The organism is Pauljensenia sp. 20925_1_34 (assembly GCF_041432775.1).
Classification (GTDB): domain Bacteria; phylum Actinomycetota; class Actinomycetes; order Actinomycetales; family Actinomycetaceae; genus Pauljensenia.
The window spans coordinates 119,440-138,610 of sequence record NZ_JAPWAG010000005.1 but is presented as its reverse complement, the minus strand read 5'-3'; the positions used below and the strand labels follow the sequence as shown (position 1 = coordinate 138,610).

17 protein-coding genes and 1 other RNA gene are annotated in these 19,171 nt (G+C 65.5%); 2 read left to right on the top strand and 16 right to left on the bottom strand.

What is annotated here, in order from left to right; translation table 11 throughout:
* The first annotated feature begins 1,038 nt into the window (after positions 1-1,038).
* Positions 1,039-1,299 (top strand): hypothetical protein, encoded by a 261-nt coding sequence (locus tag O3669_RS03755; protein WP_295918616.1) that lies wholly within the window; start codon positions 1,039-1,041, stop codon positions 1,297-1,299.
* Between the two features lie 74 nt (positions 1,300-1,373).
* Here O3669_RS03755 and ssrA read toward each other — a convergent pair.
* The 16 genes from ssrA to O3669_RS03675 form a co-directional block, all read right to left on the bottom strand.
* Positions 1,374-1,751, bottom strand: a transfer-messenger RNA (tmRNA) gene (ssrA, locus tag O3669_RS03750).
* A 159-nt stretch (positions 1,752-1,910) separates the two neighbouring features.
* Entirely contained in the window at positions 1,911-4,115 is a 2,205-nt protein-coding gene (locus O3669_RS03745; RefSeq protein ID WP_371523693.1) for a YhgE/Pip domain-containing protein, read from the bottom strand.
* Entirely contained in the window at positions 4,112-6,991 is a 2,880-nt protein-coding gene (locus O3669_RS03740) for a YhgE/Pip family protein (RefSeq protein WP_371523692.1), read from the bottom strand. Before O3669_RS03740 ends, O3669_RS03745 begins: the two co-directional genes overlap by 4 nt.
* An 18-nt stretch (positions 6,992-7,009) precedes the next feature.
* Positions 7,010-7,537, bottom strand: a complete 528-nt coding sequence (smpB, locus tag O3669_RS03735) for an SsrA-binding protein SmpB (RefSeq protein ID WP_003790105.1) — start codon at positions 7,535-7,537, stop codon at positions 7,010-7,012.
* Positions 7,538-7,624: 87 nt separating this feature from the next.
* Entirely contained in the window at positions 7,625-8,899 is a 1,275-nt protein-coding gene (locus O3669_RS03730; RefSeq protein ID WP_295968798.1) for a peptidoglycan DD-metalloendopeptidase family protein, read from the bottom strand.
* A 5-nt stretch (positions 8,900-8,904) separates the two neighbouring features.
* On the bottom strand, positions 8,905-9,819 hold the full coding sequence (ftsX, locus tag O3669_RS03725; protein WP_295918629.1) for a permease-like cell division protein FtsX: 915 nt from the start codon (positions 9,817-9,819) through the stop codon (positions 8,905-8,907).
* A 5-nt stretch (positions 9,820-9,824) separates the two neighbouring features.
* Positions 9,825-10,514, bottom strand: a complete 690-nt coding sequence (gene ftsE, locus O3669_RS03720) for a cell division ATP-binding protein FtsE (protein ID WP_009648381.1) — start codon at positions 10,512-10,514, stop codon at positions 9,825-9,827.
* 191 nt (positions 10,515-10,705) lie between these two features.
* Positions 10,706-11,827 carry a peptide chain release factor 2 gene (prfB, locus tag O3669_RS03715; RefSeq protein ID WP_295918632.1) on the bottom strand — a complete coding sequence of 374 codons (1,122 nt, stop codon included), beginning with the start codon at positions 11,825-11,827 and terminating at the stop codon, positions 10,706-10,708.
* 147 nt (positions 11,828-11,974) lie between these two features.
* A complete protein-coding gene (gene gdhA / locus O3669_RS03710; protein ID WP_295967389.1) occupies positions 11,975-13,336 on the bottom strand; it encodes an NADP-specific glutamate dehydrogenase in 1,362 nt (453 codons plus the stop codon).
* Positions 13,337-13,421: 85 nt separating this feature from the next.
* Positions 13,422-13,847: a hypothetical protein gene (locus O3669_RS03705; protein ID WP_295918637.1), complete on the bottom strand. Its 426-nt coding sequence runs from the start codon at positions 13,845-13,847 to the stop codon at positions 13,422-13,424.
* Positions 13,840-14,238, bottom strand: coding sequence for a 1-hydroxy-2-methyl-2-(E)-butenyl 4-diphosphate synthase (locus O3669_RS03700; RefSeq protein ID WP_295918639.1), 399 nt, complete (start codon positions 14,236-14,238; stop codon positions 13,840-13,842). Before O3669_RS03700 ends, O3669_RS03705 begins: the two co-directional genes overlap by 8 nt.
* Positions 14,235-14,618 carry an ABC transporter gene (locus O3669_RS03695; RefSeq protein WP_295918643.1) on the bottom strand — a complete coding sequence of 128 codons (384 nt, stop codon included), beginning with the start codon at positions 14,616-14,618 and terminating at the stop codon, positions 14,235-14,237. Before O3669_RS03695 ends, O3669_RS03700 begins: the two co-directional genes overlap by 4 nt.
* Positions 14,605-14,775 carry a hypothetical protein gene (locus O3669_RS03690; RefSeq protein WP_295918647.1) on the bottom strand — a complete coding sequence of 57 codons (171 nt, stop codon included), beginning with the start codon at positions 14,773-14,775 and terminating at the stop codon, positions 14,605-14,607. Before O3669_RS03690 ends, O3669_RS03695 begins: the two co-directional genes overlap by 14 nt.
* A 26-nt stretch (positions 14,776-14,801) precedes the next feature.
* Positions 14,802-15,698 (bottom strand): type II secretion system F family protein, encoded by an 897-nt coding sequence (locus O3669_RS03685; protein WP_295967394.1) that lies wholly within the window; start codon positions 15,696-15,698, stop codon positions 14,802-14,804.
* Entirely contained in the window at positions 15,695-16,573 is an 879-nt protein-coding gene (locus O3669_RS03680) for a type II secretion system F family protein (RefSeq protein ID WP_371523691.1), read from the bottom strand. Before O3669_RS03680 ends, O3669_RS03685 begins: the two co-directional genes overlap by 4 nt.
* Complete coding sequence (locus tag O3669_RS03675) at positions 16,558-17,772, bottom strand: CpaF family protein (protein ID WP_295918654.1); 1,215 nt, start codon at positions 17,770-17,772, stop codon at positions 16,558-16,560. Before O3669_RS03675 ends, O3669_RS03680 begins: the two co-directional genes overlap by 16 nt.
* Before the next feature lie 142 nt (positions 17,773-17,914).
* Between O3669_RS03675 and O3669_RS03670 the strand changes: the two genes are divergently transcribed.
* Positions 17,915-19,135: a phosphotransferase gene (locus tag O3669_RS03670; protein ID WP_371523690.1), complete on the top strand. Its 1,221-nt coding sequence runs from the start codon at positions 17,915-17,917 to the stop codon at positions 19,133-19,135.
* Positions 19,136-19,171: the final 36 nt, after the last annotated feature.

Sequence of the window (19,171 nt, the reverse complement as noted above, 5' to 3'; positions counted from 1 at the left end):
CCTCGGCGGCAAATCCCCCATCGAATACGAACTACACCAAGCGGCCTGGACAAAAGCCGCATAAACAAACCGTCAACAACTTGCGCACAACCCCACAGGAGGAGGCGTTCACGGATAGGTTAGGCGCTTGCGGATAGGTTAGGCGCTTGCGGATAGGTTACTAAGCTATCCGCGTCGTCATAACCTATCCATGACATCGTTACCTATCCACGAGTGCACGCTACGAGGCTCACTTCGACTCTCCTCCACATTGACGCGCCAAGGCTCCCACGGTGCCAGCCACTCTCGCCTCACGCCTAGTCGGCACGGATTGTCTACACGGGCACCCGCACAAACACAGCGACTGTCGCTACTAACCCGACAGGTGGCCCCCTGGGCCCCACGATGCGCACGTTAACCCGATAGGTGGTGGGGTAGGCGGGGGTGCCCATACTCCACTCGTAGGGTTTAGCTGCGCATCAAGGGGTTAATACCGCCACCTGTGTGGCCGTACTGCCCCAATACCCGGGACACATCACATCAAGATGCTTGGCTGTGGAATTAATGCGGCTGACCTGGCTGATATTACACAGGGAGCAGCGCCATCGCTGCGCCCCTGACGCTGAGTGCCCATACCTGGTCATCGTTCGCCCGCACGCCGGGCATTTGGGGTATTCATACCCCCACGATGAAACAACCAACTTCAATGTGGCTTTTCCCGCACCAGCAAGCCGAAAAGTCGCTACAAAACCAACATGTTTTGTCCATCCTTCAAGTTGGCTCCCACCAACTTCAACACCGACTTTCCCGTACCAACAAGCCAAAAAGGCACAATACAACCAACACGTTTTTGGCCTGTAACCCTAGCGTCCTATCACCTAGAGACGCCTCGTCACGACAAAGAGGGAGCGAGGCCCGCTTCCGGGCCTTCTGACGGTTGATTATTTCACAACTAGCCCAGGGGGAATCCTCGCTCCACACACGAGAGTATCAAGTGTTTCGCGCAAGACGCGCGTGCGCCACCAGGCGGCACAACAGCACACCAGCTAGTGTCGACGCATGGACCACGACACAGTGACGGCGTTTGTTGAAGACGCCATCGAAGATCTCGAGCAGCGCAACGCGCTCGAGGAAGTTGAATACCTGCGTATGATGCTCGAGTGCGACGGCCCCGACGTTGACGGCGCAGTCTCGTCGCTCGTCAAATACGGCGCGGTCACGGTCGCCTGGGTTGAGCGGCTCGCAGCGATCAACGAAGAAGCGGCGGGATTCTTCGACGAAGAACTAGCAGAACTGCGCGAAGGGCTCTCAGGCGCCTAGGCTCACTTCACACCAAAGCGGAGCGCCCGAAACGCAAACAAACCCCGGGCTTCCAACGGAAGCCCGGGGTGGGATGGTGGAGATGGGGGGAATCGAACCCCCGTCCAATAGTCGGCCCCGAATTCTTCTCCGAGCGCAGTCTACGGTTTTATTTCTCGGCCCCCGGCATTGCGTAGACTCACCGCCGGATGGGCTCAGTTGATTGAGTGTCGGAGGCGCCCCACCAACATGGGCGACTCCCAGTGGCTCCCTAGACGACGCCAGACACCGGGCCGGAAGCAACTCCCGGGCTGACGGACTAAAGGTTCAGGCTGCGATATCAGGCAGCGAGAACGTAGTCGGTGCGATTCTGTTCGGCACCTATTGGTTTGCACGCATCGTTTACGAGTTGAGCGTACATTCTCGGCTCGCTTCACTTCGATCGACGACCACTGTCGAAACCGATCATCCCCTCTTGAGTTTTCAACTCCCCGACGCCCAGCGTTACCGCAGACCGTCGGACACATCAGCATACAACCGTCCCACGTACGCCGTCAAGACAGAAAACCCATCGCCCGAGGAAAGAGGCCCCGCGAACACGCGCAGGCCTCGTCCCTACGAGCACCGCTGTCCTACAGGAGCTTCGTGGACTCCAGCTTGGCCACCATCCGCCGATTGCCGCGCACCAGTAATGGGCGCAAAGCCAGCCCCAGGAACGCGGCGAACAGGATGAAGGAAGCGAGGAACCACATGGCGTCCGCATACTCGTGCCCCGAGTATCCGGCGATCGACGCACGAAGCGCCGTGATCGCGTGGGTGGCCGGCAGGAACGGGGACACAGACGAGAAGAAGGGCGGCAAAATTGCCAGCGGGAACGCTCCTCCGGCTCCCGAGATCTGTAGGACCAGCAAGAGCACACCCAGGGCCTTGCCCGCATTCCCGAACGTCGCGATCAGCGTGTACAGCAAGAACGAGAACACCACAGCCGTCAGCCACAGGGTGCCCATGAACTCCAGGGGGTGGTTGTGTTGAACCTTCAGGAAATACAGGTCACCCAGCCCCAGCAGAGTCGCCTGGGCGAGCGCCACCGTCCCGAAAATCAGGTAGCGCCCCAGGTACCCGGCAGACAGGCGGATCGGCGAAGCGGTCAACGTCGCGCGCAGCGGATCATCCTCGGCCAGGCCATCAGCAACATTCTCGTCAGTCACGTCGGAGCGGATGGACACAACCATGAGAACGGAGCCGACCCACAGAGCCAGGATCGTATACATGGGTGCCATCTGAGAGCCGAAATTCGCCACCGGATAGACGGGGATCGTATCGACGCCGACGGGGGCGGCGATGGCCGCGGCCAACGCCTCGGGATTGTTCCCGATGACGTCCTTCAGGGTCGTCAGATCGCCGCTGTCCTGCGCTTCCTTGATGGAGTTGTGCAGCGAGTCCATCTTGCCGGCAGAATCTCGCATATCCGTTGCCGCAGAGGTCAGACTGTCACGCAAGCTCGTGAGCTTCTCGCGCGCACTGTCGCTGCCGTCCGAGGCAGTGGACGTCGAGGAGGACAAGCTGGAGCGCGCAGACGACAGAGAACTCTGGGCCGACGACAGGGTCGATGCCAGTGAGTCGAGTTTCGGCTTCAGATCGTTGTCGTAGTCTGCGGACAGGTCGTCGACGGCCTGGTGCGCGTCGGCAATCAGCGCGGTGATGTTGTCGTGATTGGTTTGCGCGTTCGAGGTCTTCGTGTCGAGGTCGGTCGCCGCGTCGCGCAGGTTGGTCGCCAGGGTGCGCAGCCGGTCGGCTGTGCTTTGCAGCGTATCCAGGGAGGACTGGGATACGGGAGAACCTGGCATGTCTTTGAGCGTCTTTTTGATGTCTTCGTACGTGGTCGCGTGCGAGTCCAAGACTCCCGCCTGCGACCGCAGCGACGCGGAGGCATCGGCTGCACTGGTTGACGCCGTGGAATACACGTTCTCCACGGAGGTGGACAGCGTGTCCAGCTCTGTCTTGGATGAGTCGATGGCGCTCGAGACAGAGGCAATCGCTCCCGTGGCTGCAGCGGTCAGACCGGTCACCCCGGAGTCGGCGCTGCCGACAGCTGACTGCGCGGAGGATTTCGCGGCCCCCACGCCGGACACGAGTGTGGTCGTCGAATCGATGAGAGTCAGCGAAGAGCTGGCCAACGCAGCGTACGCATCCGCGCTGTCGGCAGCGGTACGCAGGCGCATAGCCACCAACTGCACGCGGTTATCGAGCTTGGTGACGGCCCCCGTTGCGGTCGTCGAGGACAGTGCGTCCCCCATCGATGAGGCCGTGTCCAGCGCAACCTCGCCGAGAGTCTGTGCGAAGGTCTGGTTCACCTGCGCGCTGACGGCCTCGGCGCCCTGGCCAGCGAGCTTGGGGCTAATGCCGTTCTTCTTCTCGTTGACGTAGTAGGTCATGGGGGCGCTAGACACCTCGCCGTCGAAGAAGGTCAGCATATCCTTCGAGAACTCCTCGGGGATGACGATGGCCGCGTAATAGTCGCCGGAGCGCGTCCCCTCGATGGCCTCGTCCTCCGTGGCAATCACCCAGTCAAAGTTGTCGTTCTTTCGCAGCGCGGAGACGACCTGGTCACCGATGTTGATGTGCAGAGGCACCAGATCGGACTTGTAGCCCACATCCGTGTTCGCGATAGCGATGCGCAGGGAACGCGTGTTGCCGAAGGGATCCCAGGACGCCGCAACGTTGAACCACGTAAACAGCGAGGGGATGACGATCAGTCCAAAGGTCACGACGACGGCAATCAAGGAGCGACGCGCGCGGCGCAGGTCCGCGCGGTAGATAGCCCACATGGTTCTCACTTCGCGCCCTCCTCGTCCTGGGTACACTCGGCATCCGCTTCATCGCCGAGGCCGGGGTCGGCCTCGGCGATCTCGACTCCCTCCGCTGACTTGTTCTCATCCGCGAGGACAGGGTCGGTCTCGGCGATCTCGGCTCCCTCCGCTAACTTGTTCTCATCCGCGAGGCCGGGGTCGGCCTCAGCGCTCGCCTTCCCCTGCGCTGAGGGGGCGGTGTCGGCGGAGTCCGGGCAGGCCTCGTCCTCGGACTCCTCGCTCACATCACTGCCGTGCTCGGAGTCGTACTGTGCGAGGGACGCCGCCAGGGCAGAGGAAATCGACGCACTCACGGCAGCTGCGCCGAGCGCGAGTCGCGAGCGGGCACCCTTGATGCGGCGGGTCAGCAGCGAACGCACATCGCTCTCGTCCATGGCACCGAGCAGCTGCTGACGCTCGAGCGCCTCGCGCAGGTACTGCAAGCCGATCAGGAACATGATGACGGCCAGAACCCACACGATCCACGCACCCAGCACAACCGGCACTTCGGCGGAATTCGTGACCGACAGAACAGCGAGAGCCGCGGGCACGAGAACACCTAGCACAATGGCGCCACGCCTGATGCGCGGGTAGCGGCGCTCGAAGCGGGCAGCACGCGCGGACACCGACCGCTGGAAACCTTCATGATCGGCCAGCGCCGCAACGATCTGGGTGAGGCGATAGCGGCTGGAGGGAACGCGCGTCGCCTCGGCCAAGAACAGGCCCGAGGACGACAAATCCCGCGTGATCATCGCGTTCAGGTTCACCAGGAAGGGGCGCAGCGCCAGCCCAATGACGAATGCGAGCAGCGTGTGAATGCCGAGCGCCCCCAGTGCCGAGAAGTACTCATGCCGGTAGAAGCCTGCGACCGTCTCACGCATCGCGTTAATGCCGTAGGTGAAGGGGAACAGCGGGTGCAGGAAGCGGAAGAAGGACGGCAGCATCTCGATCGGGTACAGGCCGGCGGAGCCGGGAATCTGCACGACCATGATGATGACGCACAGCCCCTTGCCGATGTGCTGGAAGCACGTCGCGAGCATGTAGACGATCGAGACGTAGACCAGCGAGATGATCATCGACGTCCCCACGAACGCTGGGCGCGACACGGTCTGCACGCCGATCACGAGAACACCGATCGACACGACAAGCGCCTGGATGATGCCGAAGAATGCCAGCAACATCCACCTGCCCATGTACTTAGCAGCCGAGGAAGTCGGGCCGATCTCCTCTTCGTCAACATCGAGCTTGATGAGAAGAACGAGGGAGAACGCGCCGATCCACAGCGCCAGGTTCGTGAACAGGGGTGCCATAGCCGACCCGTAGGCGGCGACCGGGAACACCGTCTGCGTCTGGATCGAGGTCGGCGAGGCCATGAAGGAGGCGACCGATTCTGCGTTGGTCCCCAGCGATGTTGCCAGGTCACGCAACGTGTTCGACGACGCGATCGACGAGATATCCGTCGAGACAGTATCCAGGTCCGTCTTTATCGCGTCCGCGTTAGTGGCGCTATTCGACGTGGCGCTCTTCGTATCATCGAGCAGCGAATCCAACTGGTCGAGCAGCCTCGACACATCGTCGCGTTGGCTGCGCAGGGTGTCGAGCGAGGAACGCATCGATGAGGAGGCACTCGAAAAATCATCGATGGCCGCCGAGAGTGTGGGAACCTCGCCGCTCACGCCCGTTCGCGCGTTCGACACAGCGGTCTGCACGGAACTGGCAGCGGTCGATGCGGAGGACAGAGCCGTCGAAATCGACGTCGAGGACGTGGACAGGTCCGTGTTCAGCGTCGTCAGGTCGCTGATCGCGGTCGACAGCGACGTGTTGTTGTTCGTCAGATCCGTCAAGGCGGTGCCCACGCCAGGAAGATTCCCCACCCCCGCCGTGTCCAGGTCACTGAGGACCGTACCGACCGTCGTGTTGATCGAGTTGCCTTCCACAAGCAGGCCGTCGAGCCTGCCCGTTGCGCCCTGCACGGCACCGTCGAGGCTGCCCGCGTCGGTCGACAGGCCGGCGAGCGCATCCGACGTATTGGTCGATAGACCATCCAGAACCGACCCCATGTCGGCGGAAAAATCAGCCAGCGAGGTGCGAGCGTCGGTCACCAGCGCGTCGGCCGTGTCCAGCGATGTCGACAGGTCGTCGGCCGCGGTATCGAGCTCCCCCAGCGTCGTACGCGCCGAGGCCACGGAATCCTTCGCGGAGTCAATCGTCTCGCTCATCCCGGACAGGGTGTCCGACGCGTTCTGTACCTTCGTCGATGCCTCCCCGAGCGATGTCACCACGTCTGCACGCGCAGTGTCAGCCTGATCCGCGATGCTCACTCCGGCCTCGGACGCCTTCTCGGACAGAACCTTTGCGACGGTGGACACGAACGTCGCGTTGATCTGCCGATCCAACGCCGTCGAACCCGCCCCCGTGATCTTCGGAGCCACCGCGTTGTTCTTCTCGTTGACGTAGTACTGGATGTTCGGCTTGACGTACGTACCGTCAACAATGCCAGTCAGATCGGAAGAGAACGAGGCCGGGATAATGAAAGCGGCATAGGAATCACCGCGCTCAACCTCAGCCAGGGCCTCGTCCGCACTCACGAGGTGCCAGCCCAGCTGATCGTTTTGTTTCAGTTGTGACGCCAGCATTGCACCAACGTTAATGGTGCCTAGACTGTCCTTCGTTGCTCCCTCGTCCTCGTTGGCTACGGCCACGCGAATCTGCGACGTATTGGCATAGGGATCCCAGAATCCCGCGATGTTGAACCACGCGTAGAGCGCGGGCACGAACGCCATACCGATGATGACAATCCAGGCGGCCGGAACACGCACCAGCCTCAGAAGATCACGACGAAAAAACCTGATGGAACCTCGCACGTAATCGCCTTCTTTCCCTTACCGGCGGGCCTGCTTCACGTAGCGGCGCATCGCGCGCTCGGCCTCGCGCTGATCCTGCTTCTCGCGCAGGGCCTGGCGCTTATCCCATTCCTGCTTGCCCTTAGCCAGGGCGATTTCAACCTTGACGCGGCCCCCGATGAAGTACAGCTCCAGGGGCACAATCGTGTAGCCCTTCGCGGCCACGCGGTCCTGCATGCGGTCGATCTCGGCGCGGTGCAGCAGCAGCTTGCGCTTGCGCGTGGGCGCGTGGTTCGTCCACGAGCCCTGCGAGTACAGGGGGATATTCGCGCCGTACAGCCACGCCTCTCCCCCGTTGATCTCGACCCAGGCGTCGACGAGGGACGCGCGGCCCATGCGCAGCGCCTTCACCTCGGTACCCATGAGGGCCAGGCCGGCCTCCCACGTGTCCTCAATCGTGTAGTCGTGGCGAGCCTTCTTGTTACGGGCGATCGTCTTCTTCGCGTCGGAGGCAGCCTTGGCGCGCTGCCCCTCCGTGGGCTTGGGCTTCTTCCATTCCTTGGGCATGACCTGCCTCCCTCCAGACTCGTATTCCTGCTCAGACAGGAAAGACCCCCGCAGCGAAAACGCTACAAGGGTCAATCCTAACGCGGATTACAAATAATCCATCGGTTCAACGTAGTTTCCGTTCTCACGAACACCGAAATGCAGGTGGCAGCCCGTCGCGTAGCCGGTCGAGCCGACCTCGCCCAGGGCATCGCCCGCGTTTACGTACTGTCCGGGAGACACGTACTGGGCCTGCATGTGCAGGTATTCCGTGATGACGGAGTTGCCGCCGACGATGCCGTGGTTGACATCCACGTAGTTGCCCGCCGACACGTCCGCGGAGACGGCGCTGACGTAGCCGGAGGCGACCGCGCGAATGATGGTGCCGCAGTCGGCCGCCATGTCCGTACCCGAGTGGCCCTTCATGTAGCCCAGCACCGGGTGGTAGCGCATACCGAAGGGGCTGGTCACCACGATGGGGATGTCGAGGGGGTTACGGAAGCCCGAGGAGGACGTGTAGGACACGCCCGTGGCCTGGTTCGCCGCGTCGATGGCCGCCAGCTCATCGCTGCGCGCCTGGTAGTCGGCCTCGGCCTGGTCGAGCGAGGCCTGCACGTCGCCCTTCTGCGCGTCCCATTCGGCCTGTTTCGCGGAGGCCTGATCCTTGAGCGTGTTGAGGTCCGTGAGCTTGGCGTCGGCGTCATCCTTCGCGGTTTTCGCGTCCTTTTCCGCCTGCGCGGCCTTGGCCTCGAGGTCGGAGATGCGATCCGTGATCGCGCCCTGGCGTGTGGACTGCGTGCGCTGGGAGGAGGAGACGTCCAGCGCCGAGGTCATGGTCTGGTTTTCGGTGCGCAGCGCCATGTCAGCGACCGCTGCCCGCTCCGTGATGGACTCGGTGCCGCCGGAGGTCAGGGCGACGGCGACAGGGTCGACGTTGCCGTCGCGGTACTTGCGGCGAACCAGGTCGCCGATTGCCCGCTGGGAGTCGTCGGCCTGCGTGTTCGCGTCGGTCAGCGAATCGTCGATACGGGTCTGTTCGCCCTTCGCGGCGTTCAGCTCGCCCAGGACCGTCGTATGTTCGCGCGTCTTCTTGTCGTAGTCGGCCACGGCGTTGTCGTAGGCGGTCTGCGCGTCGGGAATCTGGGCGTTGAGGTTTTGCAGGTCGATAAAGACCTGCGCCAGCGACGCGTCGATGCCTTCGAGCTGAGACTGGAGAGCATCGACGGTCGCCTGCGCGTTAGCCACCGCGTCAGCGGCGGCGTCGCGGTCGTCGTCCGCCCGTGCGGGCAACGTCTGGCTCATCGCGACGAACGAGGCGAACGCGAGGACCAGGGCGCCCGCTCGGACGAAGCCGCGGCGGGGACGACGATGAAGAGAAAACATGCGACTCACGCCTTCGTGTACTTGGCCAGCGAGAACATGGAGGCGATAACCGCCAGCGCCACCGCGGCCAGGACGAGGATCGGCGTCATGATCGCCACCTCGCTCATACCGATAAAGTTCGTCCACTTGAAGGCGGGTGCCATCCACCCCTGGACGACGAAGTGCACGCCCGCGAACAGGGTGCCGATCGCGAAGGCTGCGCCCACCAGTGCGGCCAGCGCGCCCTCGATCATGAAGGGGGCCTGGATAAACAGGTTCGAGGCGCCCACGTAGCGCATGATCTGGGTTTCCTGCTCGCGGCTCATGGCGCTCAGGCGGATCGTCGTGGAGATCAGCAGGATCGCCGCGACGACCATGATCGCGCCGAGGCCCAGGGCAGCCGTGCGGGCGGCGCCCAGCACGCGGAACAGCGGTTCGACGACCTCACGCTGGTCGCGCACCTCGGACACGCCAGCGGTGCCGGAGAACTCCTCCTTGACCACCGAGTACTGCTCGGGATTGACCAGCTTGATGCGGAACGCGAACTGGAGCATGTCCGGAGTGGTCCACTGGGTCAGTGCGTCGTTACCGTTGAGGCGCTTGAAGTTCTCGTAGGCCTCTTCCTTGGTCTCCTCGTAGACGGTTGCCACGTAGGGCGTCATTTCGGAGGAGGCCAGCTTGGTGCGCACGGCGTCGATCTGTTCCTCGGTCGCCTCGACTGAGTTGCAGTTGGGGGCGGCGTCGTTGATCGCGCACATGTAGATGGTGACCTCGATCTTGTCGTACCACTCCGACTTCATCTTGGAGACCTGCATCTGGGTCAGGCCGGCGATGCCCACGAAGAGGAGGGACACGAAGGTCACGAGGATGACGGCGACGCTCATCACGCGGTTGCGTGACAGGCCCTTGCCGACCTCGGAGAAAATAAAACGAAGCTTCACTACCTTTACCTCCCGGCCCCGTAGACGCCGCGGTTCTGGTCGCGGATGACGTCGCCGGCCTCGAGCTCGATGACACGCTTGCGCATCTGGTTAACAATGGTGGCGTCGTGGGTGGCCATGACGACGGTGGTGCCCGTGCGGTTGATTCGGTCGAGCAGGCGCATGATGCCCAGCGACGTCTCAGGGTCGAGGTTGCCGGTGGGTTCGTCCGCGAGCAGCAGCTCGGGACGGTTGACCATGGCGCGGGCGATGGCCACGCGCTGTTCCTCGCCGCCGGACAGTTCGTGCGGCAGGCGCGATTCCTTGCCCGACAGGCCCACGAGGTCCAGGGCGTCGGGGACGGAGGTCTCGATGGCGTGGCGGGGCTTACCGATCACCTGCATGGCCAGCGCGACGTTCTCGTAGACGGTCTTGGAGGGCAGCAGGCGGAAGTCCTGGAAAACCGTGCCAATCTGACGGCGCAGTTTCGGCACTGCCCAGGTGGACAGCTTGGATACGTCCTTGCCGAGCACCCACACCTTGCCGCTCGTTGCTTTCATCTCGCGCATGACGAGCTGGAGGAAGGTGGACTTGCCGGAACCCGACTTGCCGACGAGGAACACGAATTCTTCGCGTTCCACCTCCAGCGAGACGTGGTCCAGCGCGGGCTGGGCACCTGGCGTGTACACCATGGTGACATCATCAAAACGAATCATGGGACCGTCCGATCGGGGTCAATAGTCTCTGCCAGATTAGGTAACGATGGGGTCACGACCCGGGTGCGACACGCGGAAAACCGGCGGTGTGGTTTGTTCAGCGCCACCCGCGCCAGCTCGAGGATGCGGGCGGCCCCGGCCTCGTTCATGGATTGACGAGGCCGGGGCCGGGAAAAGTGAGACGCGTGCGCTTAGTCCTGGGCGGCGTTCTTCTCGTTCTTGCGCCAGCGGATACCGGCGTTGATGAAGCCGTCAATGTCTCCGTCAAACACGGACTGGGGGTTGCCGGACTCGAACTCGGTGCGCAGGTCCTTGACCATCTGATACGGCTGGAGGACGTAGGAGCGCATCTGGTCGCCCCACGACGCCTTGACGTCGCCGGCGAGTTCCTTCTTCTTCGCCTGCTCTTCCTCGTGGCGCAGCACGAGGAGGCGGGACTGCAGGACTCGCAGGGCGGCCGCGCGGTTCTGGATCTGGGACTTCTCATCCTGCATGGACACGACGATGCCCGTGGGAATGTGGGTCATACGCACGGCCGAGTCGGTCGTGTTCACGGACTGGCCGCCGGGGCCCGAGGAGCGGAAGACGTCGACCTTGAGCTCGGATTCGGGGATCTCGATGTGGTCGGTCGTCTCGATGAGGGGGATAACCTCAACCGCGGCGAAGGACGTCTGGCGTCGGCCCTGGTTGTCGAAGGGGCTGATGCGCACGAGGCGGTGGGTGCCGGCCTCGACGGAGAGCGTGCCGTAGGCGTAGGGGGCCTGAACCTCGAAGGTCGCCGACTTCAGGCCGGCTTCTTCCGCGTAGGAGGTGTCCATGACCTTGGTCGGGTAGCCGTGACGCTCCGCCCAGCGCAGGTACATGCGCAGGAGGATCTCAGCAAAGTCGGCGGCGTCCACGCCGCCCGCACCGCTTCGGATCGTGATGACGGCGTTGCGCTCGTCGTACTCGCCGTCCAGGAGGGTACGGATCTCCAGGTCGCCCAGGTCCTTGCGCAGCTGCTCCAGGTCAGCCTCGGCCTCGGCCAGGATGTCGGCGCCCTCGTCGGGATCCTCAGCGGCCATCTCCACCATGGCCTCAAGGTCGTCGATGCGTTCGCTCATCTGCGTGACGCGGTCAAGCTCGCTCTGGCGGTGGCTCAGCGCGCTCGTGACGGCCTGGGCGGCGCTGGGGTCATCCCACAGGTCGGGGGCAGCTGCCTTCTCGTTCAGCTCGGCGATCTGCTCACGCAGCTTGTCCGGCTGCACGACCGCGAGGATGTTTTCCATCGTGGTGCGCAGGGAGGGGATCTCTTCAGAAAATTCAATGGCCACACACACAGGGTAGCCGATTCATGCCCCGCGCATGGACGCGAGGGCCCCCGGTGTCGGGCGTTACGCAGACTCTCGCGGCCCTTGCCCCCGCGAGACGGCGGTACCCCGGCGTCGCGCAGGACGCCGGGGCACCACAACAGGATCGGATCAGATCAGACCCATCGCGACCATCGCGTCGGCCACCTTGCGGAAGCCCGCCAGGTTCGCGCCGGCCACGTAGTCGCCGGCCACGCCGTATTCCTCGGCGGTGGCGACAGTGTTGGCATGGATGTCGACCATGATCTGGTGGAGCTTCGCGTCGGTCTCCTCGAAGGGCCACTGGGTGCGGCCGGAGTTCTGCTGCATCTCGAGGCCGGAGGTGGCCACGCCACCCGCGTTGGAGGCCTTGCCGGGGGCGTAGGCAACACCGGCAGCCTGCAGGGCTTCGATCGCCTCGGGGGTGGTGGGCATGTTCGCGCCCTCGGCGACCAGCTGGACGCCGTTCTTGATGAGGCTCTGAACGCCGGACAGCGGCAGCTCGTTCTGGGTGGCACACGGCAGGGCGACGTCACAGGGAACGTCCCAGATGGAGCCGTCGGCCACGAAGGTGGCGCTGGAGCGCTCGGCGGCGTAATCGGAGACGCGTCCACGACGCACCTCCTTGACGTCCTTGAGCAGCGCAACGTCGATGCCGGCCTCGTCCACGACGTAGCCGGAGGAGTCGGACACGGCCACGACGGTCGCGCCCAGCTGCTGGGCCTTCTCGGTCGCGTAGATCGCGACGTTACCCGAACCGGAGACCACGACGCGCTTACCGTCGAAGCTGGTTCCCTTCGCGGCGAGCATCTCGGCGGCGAAGTAGACCAGGCCGTAGCCGGTGGCCTCGGTGCGCACGTAGGAGCCGCCCCAGGACAGGCCCTTGCCGGTCAGGACGCCGGCGTCGAAGCGGTTCTTGAGGCGCTTGTACTGGCCGAACATGTAGCCGATTTCGCGCCCGCCCACGCCGATGTCACCGGCGGGCACGTCGGTGTCGGGGCCGATGTGGCGGGAGAGCTCAGTCATGAAGGACTGGCAAAAACGCATGACCTCGGCATCGGACTTGCCCTTGGGGTCGAAGTCCGCGCCGCCCTTGCCGCCGCCCATGGGCAGGCCGGTCAGGGCGTTCTTGAAGATCTGCTCGAAGCCGAGGAACTTGATGATGGAGAGGTTGACGGAGGGATGGAAGCGCAGGCCACCCTTGTAGGGGCCGAGTGCGGAGTTGTACTCGACGCGGAAGCCGCGGTTCACGTGGATGTTGCCCTTGTCGTCGGCCCACGGGACGCGGAACTGGATCTGGCGCTCGGGCTCGACGATGCGGTCGATGATGGCCAGGTCGGCGTACTCGGGGTGACGCTCAGCCAGCGGGGCGATCGTCAGGAGGACCTCGTAGACGGCCTGGTGGAACTCGGCCTGGGCGGGGTCACGGCGCTGGACAGATTCGAAAACGGAAGCCAGCGCAGGGTTAAGTCGCGATGTATCAAAGCTGCTCATGGCTTTGAGTTTACGATTCGTTTACCAGCGATTCAGTGGGCGTCCCACGATGTGACCGTCGCGCATAACACCTTTTTGGCACAGATCAAAGCGGTCTCATGCGCGCACTCGACGTTCTTTCGAGCTCGGGGATGACCACTCCATGCAGCGCCGGGGGCACCAGCGAGACGCGAGGCCGGGCCCTGACTGAGACCTCGATTTCCTCTCCCTCAACGCTCACGGAGGTGACTTCGACCCCCTCCCCCACCCGGCAGGTCGACGCTGCCATGGCACCCAGCGCAGCCTCGACCCGAAAGGCAACCTCTGCCTCGTCAATGTCCGAGGATTGGCCCACCAGGACCGATGTCGACGACGCGCCGCCCACCCCGGCACCGGCCAGCGCGTCCGCGCACGAGACCAGACGCCGGTCCTGCATCGCCACCTGCGTGAGCGCGATGGTCACGTAGAGAATCAGGCACACGAAGGCGCAGCCCGCGCACATGAGGATCCCGATTCGCCCCTCCTCATCCACCGGCGACCACCTCCCGAAGGGGAGCGTTCGCGCTGGAGGACACGTCCATGCCGACCGGGCCCAGCCAGGCGGGCAGGAAGGGCAGGGGCACGCGCACCGACACCCGGACCTCGATCATCGCCTCAGCGGAGTCGCACGCCTGACACGAGGAGGACACAACGGGCTGGGTCTCCACCCCGAAATCCTCGACGATGAGGGACACCGCGTGCTCCGCGTCCCCCTGACGCTCGACGTCCTCGGCGAGGATCCGCGCTGCCTCGCGCGCACCCGCGTCCGCCGCCATCGCGCCCGCGCTCACGTGTCCGACCGCCAGCACAATGTACAGGACAGGAATGACCAGGACCACCAAGATGCCGAGGAACTCGACGGTGGCGTCGCCGCGCTCGCTCATGGCCCCTCCACAAGGCTGCGCCCGCGCACGGTCAGCCAGCGCGGACCGAGACCGCCTACGAGCGGCAGGCGCGTGCGCACGGTGACGACGAGAATGTCCGTGCCCGCGTCGGACTCGCGGGTCACCGAAATCTCGCGATCCCGCGACGCGCCCACGAGCGAATCGAGGAGCTCGCTCGTGCGCGCGACCGCTTCCTGCTCGTCGCCTCCCAGCAAGCCGCCCCGGCGCGCGCCCTCCGACGCCGCGCTCACGCTCATCGTGCGCACGTGCGAGGCGAAGGCGAGCTGAATGAGCAGGAGGATCACCAGGACGACGAGGCCCTGGACGAGGACCGTGGAGACCACCTCGGAGCCGCGTTCGTCGCCGCTAAATCCCCGCAACGGAATCCATCGCCCGATTGAAGATTTCCACCAGACGATCCGACGCAACGCCCCAGATGAGGACGACGAGGGCCGCCGTCATGAGGGTGATCAGCACCCATCCGGGCACATCCCCACGCTCCCCCAGGGGCGGGCGCCGCCGCAACCACTTCTTCATGTGTGTTCCTTTCTTGTCAATGTGTCTCACGGTGTGAAGTCCAGAGCGATCAGGCCCGGGTACAGGGCGAATATGACGGTGACCGGCAAGATGAGAAAGACGACGGGCAACAGCATCGCGATTTCGCGGCGCCCACCCTCCTCCATGAGGGCCGCCAGCGAGCGTTCGCGCTGATCGCGGGCCTGGTCATGCAGGACCGAGGCCAGGGGTGAGCCGCGCTCGATCGCCGTCGTCAGCGTGCGAGAAAGCCGCGTCAGCGCCGGGGAGTCGGTACGTTCGACCATGTCAGCAAGGGCTCGCACGGAAGGCATGCCGTTGCGGATATGACCGGCCGCGAGCGCCAACTCGGCACCGAGGGGCCCGCCCGCGCAGCCGGCGACTCTCTCGATGGCGGCGGGGATCGATTCGCCCGCGGCGACGGCGAGGGCCAGTAGCTCGGCGCAGTCGGGGACGGCGGCGTCGATGGCGCGCTGGCGGCGGGTGGCTCGCAGGGTGAGAAGGCGGTCCATGGCGGCGATGCCCAGGAGCGTGCCGAGAAGCGCGCAGACGATGAGTGGGATGATCGAGGCTCGCAGGGAGGCCGCTGGCCGGGCGGTGAGGGCCAGGCAGGCCCCGATCATTCCCGCGATACCGGCGCAGGCTTGGCGCAGGCGGAAGACGGAGATCTCGGGCTGCTTTCCCGCCAGGATGAGCCTGCGGGCGACGGATTCGCGGGTCGATCCCAGGGAGTCCAGGGCCGAGGCCCCCACGCGCCGGGCCCATTGGGTGAGCTGGGGTGGCGCCTCGTCGAGGACGCGGCCCTGGGCGACGCGCTCGGCGAAGGTCAGGCGGCGTGCGCGCATGGCCCGCACGATGAGGGTGATGCCGGCGACGGCGAGGATTGCGGCACAGACGTCGAGCGCGTGGAAGTACCAGGGATTCATCGCGTCCCTCCCAGGTTTCTCGGATCGGAGCTGAGTCGCCCGATAGCTTTCATCGCCAGGTAGGCGATGACGCACACGCCCGCGCCGGCGCACAGGACGGCGATGCCTCCGGGAGAGTTCCAGACGTTGGCGCTCGCGCCGCCTCCGGAGAGCAAGAGGAGGACGGCCCACGGGGCGGCCAGGCCCAGGCGTGCGGCGCCGACGGTCCAGGATTGGCGTGCTTCGAGTTCCCCGCGCACGCGCGCGTCCTCGCGCAGGAGGGTGGCGAGGTCTTGAAGCAGGCGCGTCAGGTCGGCACCGCCGACAGATCGGGCGACACGCAGGGCCTCGACGATGCGGTCGGCGACGGGGTCCGCCACCTCGTCTTTCATACGATCCAGGGCGGAGGCGAAACGTCCGTTGGCACTGTAGTCGCGCGAGAACGCCTCGAAGGCGAAGCGCACGGGCGCGGGTCCCTCGTCAGCGAGGTCGCACAGGACTTGGGGCAGCGAGGTTCCGGCACGCACGCCGGAGACCATCGCGTCGATGACTTCGGGCCATGCGGCCCGCACTGTCTTGGCGCGCGCGGCGACGCGGGAGACGACCCAGGCGTAGGGCAGGAAAGCCACGCCCACCGAGACGATCAGGGCGACCGGCCAGGCCCCCGTGACAGCCAGGACGACGAGCGCGACGATCGCACCGAGGATCAGGCTGAGCACGACGAGGCGCGCGGCGCTCAGCCCTGGGACGCGGGCGCGGGCGACGTCCTCGCGCAGGCGCTTGCCCGGCCTCCAGGGCGCAGAGGTGCGTGGGGGTGTGAACCACGGGGACAGGGCCAGGACCAGGCCGATGCCGAAGACGAGTCCGCACACGAGCTCGATCACAGCGGCCCCCATTCCAAGAGCGAGGACAGGTCGAAGCCCGCCGCGGCGAAACGATCGTGCAGGTCCAGACTCCCCGCGCCTCGTTCACACCTGTGCCCGTCGAAGGTGAAGAGCGTGGCCGTCTCGATCCGGTTGCCCTCGACTCGTCCAGGCACGGCCAGGACCTCGGCGACGAAGCGGCTGCCCTCCCGGCTTCGCTCGACGTGACACACAAGGTCGATGGACGAGGCCAGGGTCGGGGTCACGAATCCCGTCGTCACGTTTTCGCCCGCCAGGAGGGGCAGGATCGAGAGCTTGTCCAGGGCCTCGCGCGCCGAGTTCGCGTGCACGGTCGCCATGCCGGGCACCCCCGCGTTGAGGGCCACGAGGAGGTCAAGGGCTTCGGGGCCTCGGACCTCTCCGACGATCAGATATTCGGGGCGCATACGCAGGGATTCGCGTACGAGGTCGCGCAGCGTGATCTCGCCCGTGCCCTCGGCGGCCGCCGGGCGAGTCTGCATGGCGACGTGATCCCAGTTCGCCAGGCCCAGCTCGAAGACCTCCTCGCAGGAGATGACGCGCCGCGAACGCGGCAGCTCCCCGGCGAGAGCGCGCAACAGCGTCGTCTTGCCCGCCTGTGTGCCGCCCGAGACGAGGACGGACAGCCCCACGCACACGGCGGCGGCCAGGAAGTCGCGCATCGGCGGGGGCACCATGTCGACGGCCACCAGATCATCCAGGGTGCGGGCGCGCTGGATGTGCTTGCGGATGTTGACGCTCCAGGACTGGCCGGTCACCGGCGGGATGACGACGTGGAGGCGCTCTCCCCCGGCCAGCATGGCATCCACGAAGGGGCTGGACAGGTCGAGGCGGCGACCCGAATGGTGCAGCATCCGCTCCACGAGTGTGCGCACGTCCTCGTCGGTGAGGATGAGGCTCGTCAGCTCGGCGACGCCGCCTCGGGCCACGAACACGCGCGACGCCGAGTTGATCCAGATTTCCTCCACGCTGGGGTCGTCCATGAGGATCTGGAGGGGGCCCAGGCCGCAGATATCGTCCATGAGGTCCGCTTCGACCTGCTCGCGCTGGGTGGGCAGCATGTCGGGGGCGTGGGCGTCGATGGCGCGGTGGATGAGGGCGCGCACGGCCCTCGGGTCTCGCGCGGCATCGATGCCGCCCGCGGCCAACCCCTCTCGCACCCGCGCTGCGAGCGCACGTGTCACGGCTTCCATCCCTGAGCCTCCTCGCTACAGCCAAAGCCAATGTGTCGAAAGTAACAGGGTTATTCGGAAAGGAGCAAACCGCTGTCCCACAATCGGGCGCCCACCCGCGCGGGGATGCGCACCCGGGCCACAGGCGCGATACATTCGAAGAATGACAAGCCACAAGAGCGCCCTCGAACTAGCCGCGCTGGCCACCTCCGCCATGCCCGGGTTGCGCGTGAGCGCGCTGCGCCCGCCGACCTACACCGACGAGCTGGCCTCCGTCACCGGCATCGAAGACGTCGGCGGCAACCGCTGGATCGTCACCTGCCCCCACGAGGAGGTCTCCGGCCCCGCCCTCGAGGCCACCTCGGGGATCCTCGACCGCCTCGGCCAGGCCTACGAGCACGACTACATTCCCTTCGACGTCCCACGCCTAGCCGGGCAGGCCAAAATCCGCGGCGGAGGGACCGTGTACGTGCACCGCGATCCAGGCGGCCGCGCCCCCACGGAGCGAGACCTCGAGACGGATCCGCTGCTGCCCGCGTCGCTCGGGCGCGCGCTCGCGGCCCTGCACAACCTGCCGGAAACCGTGTTCTCGGCGATCGGCCTGCCCTCCTACACGGCGATGGAGTGCCGCGACCGCAACCTCGCTCTGCTCGACGAGGCCGCCCGCCAGGTCACGATCCCGCCGTCCCTGTGGAGCCGCTGGGAGGCAGCCCTGGAGGACGTATCCCTGTGGCGTTTCCCCTCCGCCCCCATTCACGGGGACATTCAGGAACGCAGCCTGTCCGTCAAGCGCGGCTCGGTCGTCGCTATCGGCGGGTGGACCAGCGCGCACGTGGGTGACCCTGCCCTGGACATCGCGTGGATTCAGGCCAGCGCATCGGACGCATTCCTCGAGCGTTTCCGCGAGACCTACGGCCACGAGCGCCGCGCCATCGACCTGCATGTCTTCACGCGCGCCCAACTGCTGAGCGAGATTGCGCTCGTGCGGTGGCTGGTCCACGGCCTACACGCCGAGGACTCCTCCATCGTCGACGACGCCCGCGCGATGCTCACCGACCTGGCCATCGACCTCGACGGCGAGCCACTACTGCCGTCGCACGCGACCTCCGTGGGGTCCGTCTCCATCGACGAGGCCTCCCCCGCCTCGACCGATTCCGTTTCCTCCCCCGGCTCCTCCCAGGGCGCCACCTCCGGCTCTCGCCAGGTCAAGTGGAGGGACCGGGCCGCAGCGGCCGCCAAGGACGAGCCCGAGACGGGCGCGTCGACGCAGCCCGTGTCGCGCACAACGTCGGCCGTCGCCCGCAAGCTCGCCGAGGGCGAAGTGGATCCGGCAGCACCAACCGAGCGCCTGCGCCTGGGCCCCGACGGGACGCTCATCCCGTAAGCAGCCCTGTCGCCGCGGCCACCGCCCAGGCGCGCC